The sequence below is a fragment of the Riemerella anatipestifer genome (genome assembly GCF_009663465.1).
In the GTDB taxonomy this organism is placed as follows: Bacteria; Bacteroidota; Bacteroidia; order Flavobacteriales; family Weeksellaceae; genus Riemerella; species Riemerella anatipestifer_C.
The window spans coordinates 139,305-154,643 of the sequence record NZ_QXHU01000001.1; the positions used below are offsets into that span (position 1 = coordinate 139,305).

Below are 15,339 nucleotides of genomic sequence, written 5' to 3' on the forward strand. Positions count from 1 at the left end.
AATTAAGCTAGTCCTAATATATAATTTAAAAGAGAGATAACTAGCTTTTCCCTAGCTTAACTTTCAGATTTTTTATCATTTCTTCGGTCATCATCTTGATGTCAAACTCATAAGAAAGTCCCCAATCTTCTTTGGCTTTACTATCATCTATAGAAGCAGGCCAAGAGTCGGCGATGCTTTGTCTGAAATCGGGTTGGTAAGAGATTTTGAAATCAGGCATTACTTTTTTAATTTCATTTGCAAGTTCTGCGGGTGTAAAAGACATACCTCCTAAATTGTAAGAACCCCAAACACTGATGTTTTCTGCAGGTTCTTGCATTAGTTTTATGGTAGCGTTTATAGCATCGTCCATATAGAGCATAGGCATAGCCGTGTTTTCTGAAATAAAGCATTGGTACTCGCCTTTTTCTACCGCTTCGTAGAAGATTTCCACGGCATAATCGGTAGTGCCTCCGCCTGCAGGAGCTTTCCAAGAAATAAGTCCAGGATATCTTATACTACGCACATCTACACCATATTTATCGTGGTAGTATTCGCACCATTTTTCTCCAGCCATTTTAGAAATACCATACACGGTAGTAGGGTTAAGCACCACATCTTGCCCAACATTGTGCTTTGGGATACCTTTACCAAATACAGCGATGGAACTCGGCCAAAATATCTTTTTTAAATAGCCTTCTCGTGCTAATTCGCAGAGGTGAAGTAGTGGTTCTAGATTGAGTTTCCAAGCAAAAAGTGGTTGTTTCTCCGAAGTTCCAGACAAAAGAGAAGCTAAGTGATAAACCGTAGTGATTTTATTTTCTTTAATAAAATCTTCCAATAGTTTAAAGTTGGTTACATCTATTCTCTCGTAGTGTCCAGCAGTAGTAATGCCTTCTCTCCATTTATCAATCCCAGAAGCAATAACATTATCTTTACCGTAGATTTCTACTAGTTTTGCTGTAAGTTCGGTACCGATTTGCCCTAAAGCTCCTGTGATGAGTATTTTTTCATTTTTACTTTCCATAGTTTGTTCCGATTTCGTTTTTACAAAGGTACTAAATACGCCTATTTTTTGGAAATGTTTTTGGTTAGAAATTTTAATTTAATGATTAGATTTGTATTCAATTTAAAGTGATAAAATGATTAGAAAAGCCCAAAGAGAGGATATACCATTGATACAAAGTCTTGCAAGGCAGTCGTGGAATAGCCATTATATAGGAATTATCTCGCAAGAGCAGATAGATTATATGTTGGGTATGATGTACTCCGATGAGGAGCTAAACCAACATTTTGATAACCCTAACTATCATTATTATCTGATGTTGAACGGTGGCGTAGAGGTAGGATTTATGGGGTTTGAAATAGGCTACGAACCTCAAATCACCAAATTACATAGGCTTTATCTTTTAGCAGAGGCTAAAGGGAAAGGATTGGGAAAGGAGGCAATAGACTTTTTAAAAAGAGAAGTGAAAAGCCATAAGGATAAGTCTATCATACTAAATGTTAATAAGAAAAATTCATCGTTTAATTTCTATAAAAGCCAAGGGTTTGAGGTAGAGCAGGAAGTGGTGCTAGAAGTAGGTGAGGGCTTTGTGATGGACGATTATATTATGAAAATAAGTGTAAAATAACTCTATAAGTTGTAGTACATTTTAGATATATCAAGAAGAAAGAAATGTAAGTCTAGCCCCCAAAGTTTGTATATTTAAAAAAAAGAACCTACATTTGTCCCAGTTTTATGCAACACATTATCAATAACATACAACGTTATCTACCATTTTAAAAAATACATCAATGAAACAAATTTTTGGAATTTTAGTGTCATTATTTTACGGAATTTTTACAGCACAAACAATCAGTGGAAAAATTATTTCAAAAGAAAATAATGAACCAATTCCTTTCGCAAGAATTGGAATTGAAAATGAAAATTTTGGTACAATTGCAGATGAAAATGGTAATTACTCAATTGATTTGACAAATGTTGATCGTAATAAAAATTTGACTGTTCAAATAGGTGGTTTTGTAAACTTCTCACAATCAATACAAAAATTCATAAATGGAGATCATACAGTTTTTCTAAATGAAAAGGTTGTGGGAATTCAGGAAGTGTTTTTGAATCCAAAAAAATATTATGAAAAAAATTGGGGAACGAATGCAAAAACTAAAAAAATTCAATTTGGCTTTAATCCAGCAAGAAGCAAAGAAGATAAATCAAAAGAATTTGGCTTAGCTTTCAATAATAACAAAAAAGTGAAACTACAAAAAATCAATCTAAATATCGTGAATTTGAAAACTGACAAACCACTTTTGATGAGCTTTAATGTTTATTCAAAAAAAGACGGATTTCCAGACAAATCATTATTAAACGAAAATCTAACTGTTGAATTAACAGAAGATAAAATAAAAGACGGAACATTTTCTTTTGATGTCAGTGATAAAAATGTTTGGATTAACAAACAGGATTTTTTTGTGACCGTGCAAGTAATGAATGGATTTGATGGATGGATTTATTTGAGTGGAGCAATGTTCAAGACTGTTTATTATCGCAATTTTTATGGTCCTTGGTTGAAAAAAACTATTGCACAACCAGCACTAAATATTGATGTGAAAATTGAAAAGTAAAAAAACGGTAGATAACATAGTATTTGCAAAAGGTGGTGTTAAGGTGTTGAATTGGAAAGCCAAACATTTATTCCGCATATGCTTTTCAATTCAACTATTTTGATTAATTTAGTTTCATTGAAAAAGTTACAAAATTATTTGGCTGTTCCGAATAATTTTGTAAACACACAGATAGTTTCGTGGGTATGTGTCGTATTATCTAGAAAATTCTTTAGACTTTTATCGTTAAACCAAAATATTATTCCGCCAATTTTTATTGGTTTTTTTTGTGTTTATACTATTCTATTTTTAGCTTTCATCAACATTTACTAAAAGCACCATTGTTTTGTATTACAAACTTGGTCGTTCTTGTTGGGTGCTTTTAGTATTCAGAAAGAGAGCTTTTCTTTCTTTCTGCCTTAGACTTTCCTCTCGTTTTGTGTGTGTTTAGAGGGGAAAGGCGTTTTCTTATGAGTTCAAGGTTTAAAGTTCAAATATTCAAGGAATCCAAAGAGCTATTGAACTACGAACCTAGAACTTTAAACCTTAAACATTGAACCTTAAACCCTTTAAATATTATAGATTATGTCAATTAAGTACAAAACCATTCAGAAAGCCCAGCTAGGAGTGGCGGGCGGAGGCGGCAAAAAGTTCTATGCATCGCCTGTGTATCAAGGAGAGAAAACTCTAGAAGGTCTTACCAAAGACATTGAGAAGATTTCTACCGTAAGTGGAGCCGACATCAGAGCGGTGCTTTATGCACTTGTAAATGTAATGCAAAATTCACTTTCAGACGGACAAATTGTAAGACTAGGCGAACTCGTTAGCATCGAGGGCAAAGCCAAAGAGGAGGAAGTAACTTCGGCAGCAGTAAAGTCGGCAAAGGTATTGTTTACCCTAGGTTCTGACCTTAAAAGATGCTGCAAACGCTGAAATTTGAAAAAGCCTAGCTACCCGCAAAAAATTTCCTAGCTAGGAAATCTTAATTCCCTAGTTAGGAAAATCCAAACGCCACGCTAGGGAATTTTTAACCCAAAGAATGACAAAGAAAAAAAATAAACAAAATCATTAACAATTTTAAAATTAAATTTTATGAAAACAAAAATGACAAAATTAAGTGTGTTAGCTTTTTTAGGACTAGGATTAGCGGTTTATGGACAAAGCGGAAAAGTAGGGGTTAATATCTCCTCACCTAGAGCTATTTTAGATGTTCAGCCCAGTGCAACCAATAGCCAAGATGATGCTAAGACCAACGAGGGGATTTTAGCTCCGAAATTAAGTGAAATTCGTGTGGCAAGTATCGAAGCTCCTGTAGAAGGGACTCTAGTGTATGTAATAGATGATGCTACTAAGGTCAAAGGTACTATAAATGCCTACACAGGTGTTGACCCTAAGGTTGCTAAAATTACAGAGAAAGGCTACTATTACTACAACGGTACAGAGTGGGTAAAGAGTACCGCAGGGAGCAGTAATAACGTTTGGATAAATAATACAGCAAGTGCTACTGTGAAAATTAAGAATCTATCTGATGGAGTAACCTCTAGAACAGATGATAAAAATATATTTTACGGATGAAGGAAATGTTGGTATTGGAGATTTGAATCCAACTAGTAAATTTTCAGTTGTTACAAGTGGAGATAATCTAGTTTATTCTCAGAGATCAATGAATCTTTCAACATATAGAAATAATGCGGATTCTATGGGATTAAATTTTGTTAAATCAAGAGGAACTATAGATGCTCCTAGGTATGGAAGAAGATTGTCAGTGGTTATTTTTCAGAAATGTCTGCGGAAAACAGGTAAATGATGAAGCTGATAATGGCTTTGCTAGAAAATGGAAAAACAACGCTTTTAAAAGGATTAAAAAGTAAGGCGGGAAAAAGTTTTGATGCTTATTTGGTTCTTCAAGAAGACGGTTCTACCTCATTTGAGTTTCCGCCTCGCTCTAAAAATAAAAAAGGAAAATGGAAGTAATCAAAGCATAACAGGTTTAAACAATAAGTATTTGACGGCGAAAAATGCCGTCAATGGATAAACATTTAAACTTGTTTTTTGAAATTTTGCGTTAATACTCAAAAAGTGGGTATCAATGCAAATAAATAAAAATTCGATAAAATGGGATTTATTGGGGTTGGACAGTCAAGTAGTTTCTAATCTATCTTCTGTAAAATGGAAACTTTTTAATTTGTCAAAAATGAAAAAAAACAAACATCAAAAGGGACTTCTATTTTACGAGTACATTCTTTACAAAACTCTGCCATTATGTTATTTTAACTTATCAAAAGAAGAATTTATAATGAATTCAATAGCATTTAAGATTGAATTTTTTCCTTCCTCTGTATTCAAATCAATACCGCAAAATAAACTACCATTAGCTTTAGCGTGTAGATTAAGATAATATGTTCCTCCTAATAATAAAGCAACAACACCTCTAATATCTACATTAGATTTAGCAAATTTTTCGTCTACTAAAGAAAATAGCTGTTCACCAAGCTGCTCTCTACGGTCGGCTACTTTTCTAAGCATTTCATTTTCTTCACTAACCTCCCAAGTAATTAACTTTTGAAGAGGAATATCTGTATTAAATTTTTCAAAGTGGTTTTTCAAAAGAAAAATAACTTTTTCAGCATCCAAATCTTCTGCCTTAGTCAAAAGTTTATTAAGTAATTCATTTGAAAGTCCTTCTTTCCAAAATTCATTCTTTTTTATATATTCTTCTACTAAGTTTTCGACTCCATTAAAATAAGTCCATATAAGCCTTTTATCAACTCCAGCAACATCTGCAATATTCTTAGCATTTTTTAAACCTGTATAACCCTGACTTTCTAACACTTTACCAACTGCGTCAATAAGTTTGTTTTTAGTTCTTGATTTATCTCTAATAGAACCCGAATATTTTTTTCTTTTATTTTCCTCACTCATATAAACTACTAATATATAAACTTCCCCTCCAAAGGTAATATTTTTTGCTTTAAATGACAATTATATTTAACCATTTACTTTGTTTTATCCTTATTTAAGGATATTTCTTATCTTTATGCATATTTGAGTTATAAGTTTTAAGACATTAACTCCTCATGGTCTTTTTCATAAAAAAGCTTATAACCTTCCTCTAACCTCGTCAGAACTTTCTATACTTTGTTTTTTTATTTTGTTTTTGTTATCGAAAGTATATTGTATCAAAAAAGTAAAGTTTCTTGTGGTAGGTTTCATATAGAATTGATAATGAAAGTCAGGATAATAACTCACTAAATCTGTTCTTTTAGAATTGAATACATCTTGTACTCGGAAGAATAAAAGCAAAGAATTATTTAGCAAAGTTTTGCGAATCGAAAAATCTGTAGAAGTATTGTATCTACTACGATTATTGAATGAGGTTTCATTGCTCTGAAAACGATGTTCAGCTTCTATACTCCAATCATTTGGTAATTTTACTCTAGCAAAAATGTTTTCATACCAATTAGTTCCCTGAAATCTTCCTTCTGGCAAATCATATTTGCCGTTAAATATGCCGGCTGACAAGTTTATATACAACCACTTTGTTACATTATCTGCATAGGTATAATCGGCACTCCATAATTCTTCCACTCCTGAGTTTGCGGGTTTCACAATATTGATTTTATCAGAGTTTGTGATATAAATATCTCTAATGTAATCTGTTGTTTTTTGGAAACCAAATGTCAATGAATATTTTTTGTAATCAAATCCTAATTTATAGCTATTGGTATAATAAGGTTTTAATTCAGGGTTACCTTCCGAATATTGAAAATCATTTGTTTTAAAGATATATGGTGTTAAATCACTAAAACTTGGACGACTTATGCTTCGTCTATAATTTACATTTGCCGAAATATTTTTATTAAAATCGTATTTGTAGTAAAAACTTGGAAACCAATCAGTATAGCGTTTTCCAACACCTTTTCCTGTGATATTATCGTTGCCATTCATATTGGTATATTCCATTCTTAAACCTAATTTTAAGAAATTACTTCCCCATTGTTTGCTACCACTAGCATACGTGGCATAAATCTTTTCATTACTTGTAAAGTTCTGATTTTTATCTTTTTGAGGATTCCATTTTTGATTTTCGAGGATAAAGTTTTTTTGCTCATTATCTCTAAAAATGGTATTAAATTTTGCCCCAATAAGCAATCCCAAACCATCGTCAAATGTTTGATTGTAGTCTACTTGACTACTGAGATATCGGGATTTAGAAAGTCCATTAGTTTGTATATGATTGTCTTTTGCAAGAATGTTTGGATAACGAGTATCAACTTGAGAAGAGTTACTAAAATAGTTCTCCCCCATATCTGATAAAACACGTAAATCGCTTCCTTTTTCATCTAATTTTAAGGTGTAATTAAATTGTGCAAATCTATTTTTAACCAACATTCTTGTTAAACTCAATCCATCAGAAACTATCTGCATTTGATTGGGTTTAGTAACTGTAAATTCTCCAGGTTCATCATAATCATTTTTCCATTGGTTATAAGTAAGTGAAATACCTAATTCATTTTTAGGATTGATGTAATAAACAGCACCGATTTGCGAGTTAAAATATTTTTGATTATTCTCAAAGATGCCATCAGAAAACTGTTTCGTTCCATCATTATGAAAGAAATGTGTAAAGGAAGCACCCCTGTTTGTTTCTTTTTGAAAATTCAAATTGGTGTACATATATAATTTTTCTGAGCCATATTGAGCATTCCAGCCCGATACATAGTGTTGGTTTTCTTTCGTATAATATTTCATATATTGCTTAGAAACCAAACGTAAGCCTTTAGGATTATTTTTCAAAACAATGTTAATCACTCCATTCTTGATTGAACCATCTTGAGTAGCATCTGCTGTTTCTTGAACCTCAATACGCTTTATGTTTTCAGAATTGATGGTAGACAGGTACGCTTGTAAATCCTCGGGAGAAAGATTCATTTTACGTCCATTAATTAGCACTAAAGCCGCTTTATTTTTCACTTTAAACCCACTACTTCCATCAGACATAATTTTTGGCGTTTTTGAGAGTAACTCTCCCGCAGAGTTTCCTTTAGCAAAAGGAGAATTTTCTACATCAAATTGAAGTTTATCTCCTACTTGCTTAATTATTTTTCTTTTCACATTGATAACAACCTCCTGCAATTCAGTACTTTCTTTCACTTTTAATATCCCTAAATCCACATCATTTGAAATATTCATTCCTTTTTTTGTAAAAGCTTCCCCAAAATACTCTAGTTTTAGGGTGTAGTCTCCTTTTGGAGCTGTTATTATAAATACCCCTAAACTATCCGTTACAGCGCCACTATAAACACTATCTTTTTTCATCAATACTGCATTAACAAACTCAATCGGCTTATTTGATGAGTTTCCAATTACCTTACCTTTAATTTGATATTGCTGGGCGTAAACATTGATGCTACCAGATATTACAACGAGTAACAAAAAAAATAATCTGCACTTTTTCATTTCTTAAATTTATTCTCTGACAAAGGAAATAAAATAAATTTGAATGAACAAATCTTTTTTATGATTTTTTTAAGTGCCATAAAGAGCCACAAAATGCCAATAAATACCGCCTATTTTAGCCATATTCCTATTTGATATTCCTTTGGTGCGTACAAATGTATGTGCATATCTACATAGCTACCTACTTACGCAAGTAAGTATATGCGTAAATAAAGTACATAAGTGAGTATTGTATATCTATAAATCGGTATGTATTCAACTATGTAGGTAGGTGTGTATATAAGTCCTATGTATTCAATTACATAAGTACGAATGTATCTAAATACAAATGTATATGAGTAAGTAAATATGTATGTGTATAGATAGATAAGTAAGTACATAAATTAAATATCCATTAAATATGAGAAGTATGAAAAAAGAACCCAAATTTGTCAGCTTTGCTACCCAAAAAGGCGGTGTAGGAAAACCCACTTTTACGATTTTAGCCGCCAGTTTGCTTCATTACTGAATGGGCTATAATGTGGTAGTATTCGATTGTGATTATCCACAGTATAGTATCAGTAATTTGCAGGAACAGGATTTGAAAATCGTGATGCAGAATGAACATTTTAAACGGAAAGCACACGAGCAATTCAGTACGATTAACAAAAGCTCAACAAACAATAAATCGTTTTTGAAATTGATGCCATTAAAGACCACCCGATATTATTTCCTGTCGTTACCATTATTATTGTGGAAGTCTTTATCGTTAGCAAAGGGATTACCGCTTTCACCACAATATCACAATACCCACATTTAGCTTTTTAGCCAATATTATTCATATTTCAGTGATAAAATATCATATTTCAGTGTTTGATGATTGATTTTTCAGTAGTCATCATCTATTTTTCAGTGATAAAATATGATTTGTAACAACCTGTTATCTATTTGTAACAGCTCGTTATTCATTTGTTACCTGAAAACCAAAGCCCGGTTCGAGAATACTTGTGCCTTTAAATAACTCTCCATATTTACCATAAGTTTTGAGATGCTTTCAATTGGTCTCACTATTACAATCCTATTTTTAGCTTCTACAATTATATTCTTTTTTAAAATCATTTCTGGAATTTCCAATACTCAGACATTACAAGGTATTTTTGACTGAATGTTTAATTCAGAACCGCTAATTTTGATCCTGTTCAATAAGATTTGGAAACAAATTTAATCATTGTTTTCTAGTATTAAGCCTTATTAAAGTTCGGTACCGCTTTCTATTTCGTAAGGTTCTTTTCCTGCTTCAAATATTCTAGTAAGACGAGAGCCTTCCACGGTTATTTTACCTCCTATCCTGCGTATCCAATTACCTTCTCTAAGCCCTACTACTTTCGTATTGTTTTGGGAGAGGAACTCTTTAATTCTTGTTTCTCTAGTTTCGCCATTATGTTTTAAATTAGGGTCAGGGTCTAAATAGTGCGGGTTAATATTGAACGGAACCAATCCCATACACTCAAAACTAGGTGTGAATACAATCGGCATATCATTAGTATTTTTCATATTAAGTCCACCTATATTGCTCCCTGCACTTGTTCCTAGATAAGGCTTTCCACTTTGCACTTGCTCTTTCAAGATAATCATCAAATCCAATTCGTGTAAAGTTTTTACAAGTAAAAAAGTATTCCCGCCACCTGTAAAATAAGCTTTTGCATTTTGTAATGCTTCTTTAACATTTTCAAACTCGTGAAGTCCTTTTATCTTTATGCCTATGCTTTCAAAAAAAGTTCTTGCTGTAGAAGTATATTCCTCGTGAGAAATACCATTTGGGCGAGCATACGGAATAAACAAAACTTCATCTATCCCTTGATAAAGATTTATAATTTCGTCTTTTAAATACTCTAAATATTTTCCTCCGTATAAGGTAGAGGTAGATGCTAAAATAATGTTCATTACAATTATATTTAAGTTTAGTAAAGATTTAGTATCAATAGTTTTTAAGCAAAATCCAACCTTGTTTAGCTTCACTTCTTTGGGTAGCTGGGTTATACCATTTTACAATATACCAATAAGTGGCGCTCGGTAATTCTCTTCCTTTCTCTGTACCGTCCCAAACCAAATTATCACCAGATTCGGCTTTAAAAACAGGTTTCCCATAGCGATCCATTATAACCATACTTACTTCTTTCATTTTATCCAAATGTTCCACTATCCAAACATCATTTTTACCATCTCCGTTAGGCGTTATCACATTAGTAAATTTCAGAAAATAGACGGACAAAGGTACACCTAAACATCCATTTGCCGCTCTTACTTGTATGGTATATTGGCTATCTGCGGGGTTCAAAAGTATATTGGATTGCTGCGGAACTCCGTTAAAAATGTAGGTATACGGCTGAACGCCTCCTTCGGCAGTAACTTCTATTCTATCATTATTAGTTATAACATTTACAATTTTAGGCTGATGTTCGTCTGTTACTTTGAAAGTTATTATTGACGGACAACCCACAGCATTAACCGTTTCTACCGTGTAAACTCCCCACTGAACTTCAGAGTAATTTAAATTAAGGCTTACACCTGTTTTAGTAGTACCATCTGGCAATTTCCATTTAATAGAAGTAAAAGCAGACGCATTGGATACCGAAACTGACAAAGACTCACCATAGCACAAATACATATCGCTAATAGGCGATATTTCGGTTGGAACTTTAACTTTTAAATCAAATTCAAAATGATTTGGGCATTGTCCTGTTTTTTTAGCAATACCATAAATTCTCTCTCCAAAGGCAGTTTGATTTTGGTAATTCTGTGGATTATTTATTAAATTCGTTCTTGCGGCATCTCTATAAAATTCGAATGTAGCAGCGTTGTCTGACGTAATTTGAGATTTCCAATAGTTAAGGTTAAAGGTGTCTATTCCGTCAAAGTTAGTATCACATATTTCAAGTGTATTGATAGTATTATTAACCGTTACCGAGGTGTTTTTCACAAATGAAATCTGTTGCAAATCAGACAGACAACCTGTTTCATTATTTTTAATGTAGAATTTCACTACATAAGGCAAAGCACTCCAAGAAAAGTCCAAAGTGAGTGGATTTCCGTTTTCGTCTAAAAATGTATAGTTGTTAGGATTGCTGATAACCTTTGATCTAAAATTATCTAAAGTATAGCTACTTTCAGTACAGATTAAAATCTGATTACTTATCGCTTGTGGCTTTATTAGTTCTATCAAATCATAGTCAATTCTATCTAAACACTCTCTATTATTAGTAGTATTAAAAACAAAAATAGCATACGGTCTGCCACGAGTGCTTAGGTTATAGTTTTTCCATTCAGTTTCTGTAAGCCTTTGGTTATTACTATCGTAATATTCTATCACTAAATCGCCATTCCATTGTCCTCTATTTCTAATAAATCGGTCTGTGTTTGTAATGGTTAAATCAAAAACAGAAGAACCACAAGCGGATATTTTTTGCTCTAACAAATTAGTATATATAGATGGTTTACGATAGATTTTGAGCTCTAATGTAGGTACTAAAGAAGCAGTACACCCTGTGGCTGTATTCTTTATTTTAACGTAAATAATGCCACTACCTCTATAGTTAAGATTACGAATTGGTTGTGTTAAAGCAACATCTGTATAAAATGTAGCTTCAATATCTGGACTATATTCTAGCTCTCTTTTAGTTTGGTTAAGGTCAAAATATTCTGTAGAACTGAAACAATGTTCAGGAAAAGGGGTTATAGGCATTATTCTAACTTCATCCAAAAACTCAAAATTTAGGTTTATAACGCTTTCACAACTAAAATTAGGGTGTTTTATTTTAACCATAAGTTGTGTGTTTACTCTAGGATTCACCTCTTGCAAAGCACTATAAGTATTGCCACCATCTACCGAATAAAGGAAGGTATAACCTCGACCTCCGAAATAAACATTTTCAAAACTTTCTCTAAGGTTATAAGCAGTTGTATCAAAACACACTTGCTCCACCATTGAGGCTTTAGGTAAAGATAGATAACTTAATTTAAAACTCCTAGTTTCCGTACAGTTGCTGGAAGATACTTTCATTTGCAATATTTTTTCCGCTCCTGTAGCAATGGTATATTTATAACCATTGGCTTCTGTAGCTACTACATTACCTTGTTCATCTAAAAACACCACTGTATAATCTGTTCCAGCTAGGTAACCTACCTTATCCAAAAGGTTAATTTCTTTTTGATTATTCCCTAAAGCATCACACTCTGTAAAAATCTGATTTTCTAAAAAACCTATAGGTGGTAAATCAGAACTAATATCTACCGTTGTTCTAGCCGATTCTTGGCAACCATTGGCTTTAACATAGTAATTACCGTTTGTAGTCGCTATAAAAGAATTGCCTGTTGTCACTGCAGAAGATTCTCCTTCTTTGTACCATTGGTATACGATACCCGTAATAGGGTTTTGTACAGAAAGTTTATAACCTGCAGCACAACCTGTTTGTCTTTCAGAGCTAATACTTGGAGTTAATACTTTTTTAAACTCAACCTCTTGAGAAATTGGATTTCCTATAGGTGTGGTACCGTCTGAAAAAGTGATTTCAGCTTTTAATCTTTCTGTATCATTTACAGGCAGATAGGTGAAATTTCTATCTGTAGAGCGTTCTACACCATCTACAAACCATTTTGCACTTGGTGTAAGCGTTTGGTTAGGCGTAAATAAATAGGCTGTATTCCCATTTTCAGTCCAGTTGGTGTTGTTGTAGACTTCTCTAACTAGTTTATATTTACTTGCATCTGAATTTTGAATCCCAAGAATAGCGTTTTGCCCCAACCCTTTAACTACTCTAACAATAAAAGAATTATCTTCTAACAACAATACTTTGGAACTAATTGTTCTACTGTAATTTGAATGAAATTCGGTAACATTTTCAAATGAAATTAGCAATCCTCTTCTACTATTATAAGTGGTTCTAGAATAAGTTATCTTACTATAATCCACAGTATTAGAGGTTGAATAATTCATATCTGTAAACCCTAAAAATAAATTAGCTAGGTTTAAAATCCTCGAAGGGTTTGATATATCTACCTGATTATAAATTATACTAGGCAACTGACGATTAGCCTCCGTACCATTACCGCTATAAACTTTATCCTGATAATTGCTTTGATATAAATTCTCTAAATCAGCATTATCACCAAAAACCAATCTACCATTAGAACCCACAACCAATTTAGTATAGGATTTGCCATAGAAACTAAAAGAAAAGCCAATATCTATGGCTTTAGAAAATTTATTATTTTCATTTCTTGCATCAAAAGGAACAAAAGTATACGGATTAGCTATGTTTAAAGTAGTTTCTGTAATACTATAATCTCCTGTACTTATAGATTCAGCATTCAACGTTAGATTATAAATACTGCCTTCACAATAGTGTACCGTCGCTGGCAAAGCTGTATTATCAGCAGTATTTATAATTATTTGACTAAAAAAAACAGAACTCCAAAGGAATAAGTAGACAAGTATTAACTTTTTCATCTTACAAATTTGCAAAATTTATAAACAACTCTACTGCTTTAAATACGAAAAAAATAAACAAGTAGTATTTTTAAGAAAAAAACTTTTACATTTGTTCCCTTTTTAATGTTCATCTTTATAAGGTATGAAACAACTATTTAAAACAAAATCATATAACCCTAATGACCTAGGAAGCTCTTTTGTGAGAACCTTAGGGGTTTGGGACATTGTATTCTTTGGGATTGCTGCCATTATAGGCGCTGGTAGTTTTAGTAGTCTAGGCGAAGCTATTTTTAGAGGAGGTCCTGGAGTTATTACACTTTATATTATCTGTGGAGTAGCTTGTGGTTTCACGGCTCTATGTTATGCCGAGTTCGCCAGTAGAATTCCCGCTGCTGGTTCTGCCTACACCTATGCCTATGCAAGTTTTGGCGAGCTTATAGCTTGGATAATAGGCTGGGCACTAATTATGGAATATTCTTTCGGAAATATTTATGTTACCTTTTCTTGGTCAGATTACTTTACTTCTTTTCTCTCCAGAATAGGAATTAATATACCTGACTACCTCACTTGTAGCTACTCCGAAGCTAAAAAAGCCTTTTTCAAAGGGTCTACTCACCCTGCCCTTATTTCGGCTTGGAAAACCGCTCCTGTTGTTGGTGGATTAAAACTTATTGTGGATATTCCTGCTCTAGTTATCAATGGGTTAATTACTTGGGTATGCTATGTAGGAGTAAAAGAAAGTAAAAATTTCAATAATTTATTGGTAATTCTAAAGTTAGTTGTTATTGTTCTAATTATTGCTGTAGGTGTATTCTACATCAATACAGATAATTGGGTTCCCTTAAGCAATATTACTCACCAGCCTACAATGATGCCTAATGGATTTATTGGAGTGATGAGTGCCGTTTCTGGCGTATTTTTCGCCTATATCGGATTTGATGCTTTGAGTGTTTTATCCGAAGAAACCAAAAATCCTCAAAAAACACTTCCGAAAGGTATGATAATCTCCTTAGTGCTTTGCACGGCCATCTATATGTTACTTACATTAGTACTTACAGGTATGGTAGATTATAGAAAGTTTGATGGTGTAGGCGACCCACTTTCATTTATTTTTGAACCATCTAACGCTAATGTCGCGTGGATGGAACTTGTGGTTTCAATTACTGCAATTATTGCGATAACTAGCGTTCTTCTCGTATTTCAAATGGGACAACCTAGAATATGGTACTCTATGAGCCGCGACGGACTACTTCCTAAAAAATTTCAACAAATACACCCTACAAGGAAAACACCTTCTTTTGCAACCATTATTACAGGTTTGGTTGTAGGCATTCCCATTTTATTTACAGATAAATCTTTCATCTTAGACTTTACGAGTATCGGTACCATATTTGCCTTTGTTTTAGTGTGTGGTGGCGTTCTTCTCTTACCAAGAAAAGAAAAAGTAGAAGGTCGTTTCCAGATGCCTTACATCAATGCTAAATATATTTTCCCAGTTTTATTTATCAGTGGAGTCGTTTTCTTCTATAATCTCATTCCTGAATTTTTCAGTACTTTGATGGATTGGAACGACCCTGAAGAAGGAGAATTTAGATTGGCCATATTTATTTATCTAATCATTAACCTAGTTTTGTCTCTATTAGCTTTTGTTAAAAACCTATCTCTTATTCCACTATTAGGATTAAGTTCTTGCCTTTATCTCCTTACGGGAATGACTCACGAAAACTGGTTCTGGTTTATTGTTTGGTTTGGGATTGGTTTGGTAGTTTACTTTGGTTATGGCTACAAAAACAGTAAACTTAGAGTACAACAATAAGTCAAAAAAAGAT

At 33.0% G+C, this 15,339-nt stretch carries 11 protein-coding genes and 3 pseudogenes; 9 read left to right on the plus strand and 5 right to left on the minus strand.

Annotated features, from left to right (window positions below):
• Positions 1–40: 40 nt before the first annotated feature.
• Positions 41–1,006 (minus strand): NAD-dependent epimerase/dehydratase family protein, encoded by a 966-nt coding sequence (locus tag D1003_RS00560; RefSeq protein WP_153935302.1) that lies wholly within the window; start codon positions 1,004–1,006, stop codon positions 41–43.
• A gap of 115 nt (positions 1,007–1,121) precedes the next feature.
• On the opposite strand from D1003_RS00560, the gene D1003_RS00565 reads away from it, so the two are divergent.
• The 6 genes and pseudogenes from D1003_RS00565 to D1003_RS00585 all read left to right on the plus strand — a co-directional run bounded on the left by D1003_RS00565 (position 1,122) and on the right by D1003_RS00585 (position 4,557).
• Positions 1,122–1,613 carry a GNAT family N-acetyltransferase gene (locus D1003_RS00565; protein WP_153935303.1) on the plus strand — a complete coding sequence of 164 codons (492 nt, stop codon included), beginning with the start codon at positions 1,122–1,124 and terminating at the stop codon, positions 1,611–1,613.
• A 163-nt stretch (positions 1,614–1,776) separates the two neighbouring features.
• The gene (locus tag D1003_RS00570) at positions 1,777–2,604 is read left to right on the plus strand and encodes a carboxypeptidase-like regulatory domain-containing protein (RefSeq protein ID WP_153935304.1); all 828 of its coding nucleotides are present in this window, start codon (positions 1,777–1,779) and stop codon (positions 2,602–2,604) included.
• Between the two features lie 564 nt (positions 2,605–3,168).
• A pseudogene (locus tag D1003_RS00575) lies at positions 3,169–3,533 on the plus strand (DNA-binding protein).
• A gap of 142 nt (positions 3,534–3,675) precedes the next feature.
• Entirely contained in the window at positions 3,676–4,158 is a 483-nt protein-coding gene (locus D1003_RS00580) for a hypothetical protein (RefSeq protein WP_153935306.1), read from the plus strand.
• Positions 4,133–4,390: a hypothetical protein gene (locus D1003_RS11000; RefSeq protein ID WP_185148327.1), complete on the plus strand. Its 258-nt coding sequence runs from the start codon at positions 4,133–4,135 to the stop codon at positions 4,388–4,390. Before D1003_RS00580 ends, D1003_RS11000 begins: the two co-directional genes overlap by 26 nt.
• Positions 4,387–4,557, plus strand: coding sequence for a topoisomerase C-terminal repeat-containing protein (locus D1003_RS00585; RefSeq protein WP_260393262.1), 171 nt, complete (start codon positions 4,387–4,389; stop codon positions 4,555–4,557). The genes D1003_RS11000 and D1003_RS00585 overlap by 4 nt, the downstream gene beginning before the upstream one ends.
• A gap of 291 nt (positions 4,558–4,848) precedes the next feature.
• On the opposite strand, the gene D1003_RS00590 is transcribed toward D1003_RS00585, so the two are convergent.
• Entirely contained in the window at positions 4,849–5,505 is a 657-nt protein-coding gene (locus D1003_RS00590; protein WP_153935307.1) for a TetR/AcrR family transcriptional regulator, read from the minus strand.
• A 177-nt stretch (positions 5,506–5,682) separates the two neighbouring features.
• Entirely contained in the window at positions 5,683–8,043 is a 2,361-nt protein-coding gene (locus D1003_RS00595) for an outer membrane beta-barrel family protein (RefSeq protein ID WP_153935308.1), read from the minus strand.
• A 409-nt stretch (positions 8,044–8,452) separates the two neighbouring features.
• Between D1003_RS00595 and D1003_RS00600 the strand changes: the two are divergent.
• Together D1003_RS00600 and D1003_RS11420 are read left to right on the plus strand one after the other, a co-directional pair.
• Positions 8,453–8,698: pseudogene (locus D1003_RS00600) on the plus strand (AAA family ATPase); the annotation flags it as partial.
• Between the two features lie 11 nt (positions 8,699–8,709).
• Positions 8,710–8,790 (plus strand): annotated as a pseudogene (locus tag D1003_RS11420) (hypothetical protein); the annotation flags it as partial.
• 483 nt (positions 8,791–9,273) lie between these two features.
• On the opposite strand, the gene pepE reads toward D1003_RS11420, so the two are convergent.
• Both pepE and D1003_RS00610 read right to left on the minus strand, forming a co-directional pair.
• Positions 9,274–9,966, minus strand: a complete 693-nt coding sequence (gene pepE, locus D1003_RS00605) for a dipeptidase PepE (protein ID WP_153935309.1) — start codon at positions 9,964–9,966, stop codon at positions 9,274–9,276.
• Positions 9,967–10,000: 34 nt separating this feature from the next.
• Complete coding sequence (locus tag D1003_RS00610) at positions 10,001–13,528, minus strand: T9SS type B sorting domain-containing protein (RefSeq protein WP_153935310.1); 3,528 nt, start codon at positions 13,526–13,528, stop codon at positions 10,001–10,003.
• A 124-nt stretch (positions 13,529–13,652) separates the two neighbouring features.
• Here D1003_RS00610 and D1003_RS00615 point away from each other — a divergent pair, with 124 nt between their 5' ends.
• Positions 13,653–15,326, plus strand: a complete 1,674-nt coding sequence (locus D1003_RS00615; RefSeq protein ID WP_153935311.1) for an APC family permease — start codon at positions 13,653–13,655, stop codon at positions 15,324–15,326.
• Positions 15,327–15,339 lie beyond the last annotated feature (13 nt).

Coding starts and splice junctions, on each gene's coding strand:
- D1003_RS00565 (WP_153935303.1), top strand. CDS start 1,122: ATGATTAGAAAAGCCCAAAGAGAGGATATACCATTGATACAAAGTCTT.
- pepE (WP_153935309.1), bottom strand. CDS start 9,966: ATGAACATTATTTTAGCATCTACCTCTACCTTATACGGAGGAAAATAT.
- D1003_RS00580 (WP_153935306.1), top strand. CDS start 3,676: ATGAAAACAAAAATGACAAAATTAAGTGTGTTAGCTTTTTTAGGACTA.
- D1003_RS00560 (WP_153935302.1), bottom strand. CDS start 1,006: ATGGAAAGTAAAAATGAAAAAATACTCATCACAGGAGCTTTAGGGCAA.
- D1003_RS00590 (WP_153935307.1), bottom strand. CDS start 5,505: ATGAGTGAGGAAAATAAAAGAAAAAAATATTCGGGTTCTATTAGAGAT.
- D1003_RS00585 (WP_260393262.1), top strand. CDS start 4,387: ATGATGAAGCTGATAATGGCTTTGCTAGAAAATGGAAAAACAACGCTT.
- D1003_RS11000 (WP_185148327.1), top strand. CDS start 4,133: ATGATAAAAATATATTTTACGGATGAAGGAAATGTTGGTATTGGAGAT.
- D1003_RS00595 (WP_153935308.1), bottom strand. CDS start 8,043: ATGAAAAAGTGCAGATTATTTTTTTTGTTACTCGTTGTAATATCTGGT.
- D1003_RS00615 (WP_153935311.1), top strand. CDS start 13,653: ATGAAACAACTATTTAAAACAAAATCATATAACCCTAATGACCTAGGA.
- D1003_RS00570 (WP_153935304.1), top strand. CDS start 1,777: ATGAAACAAATTTTTGGAATTTTAGTGTCATTATTTTACGGAATTTTT.
- D1003_RS00610 (WP_153935310.1), bottom strand. CDS start 13,528: ATGAAAAAGTTAATACTTGTCTACTTATTCCTTTGGAGTTCTGTTTTT.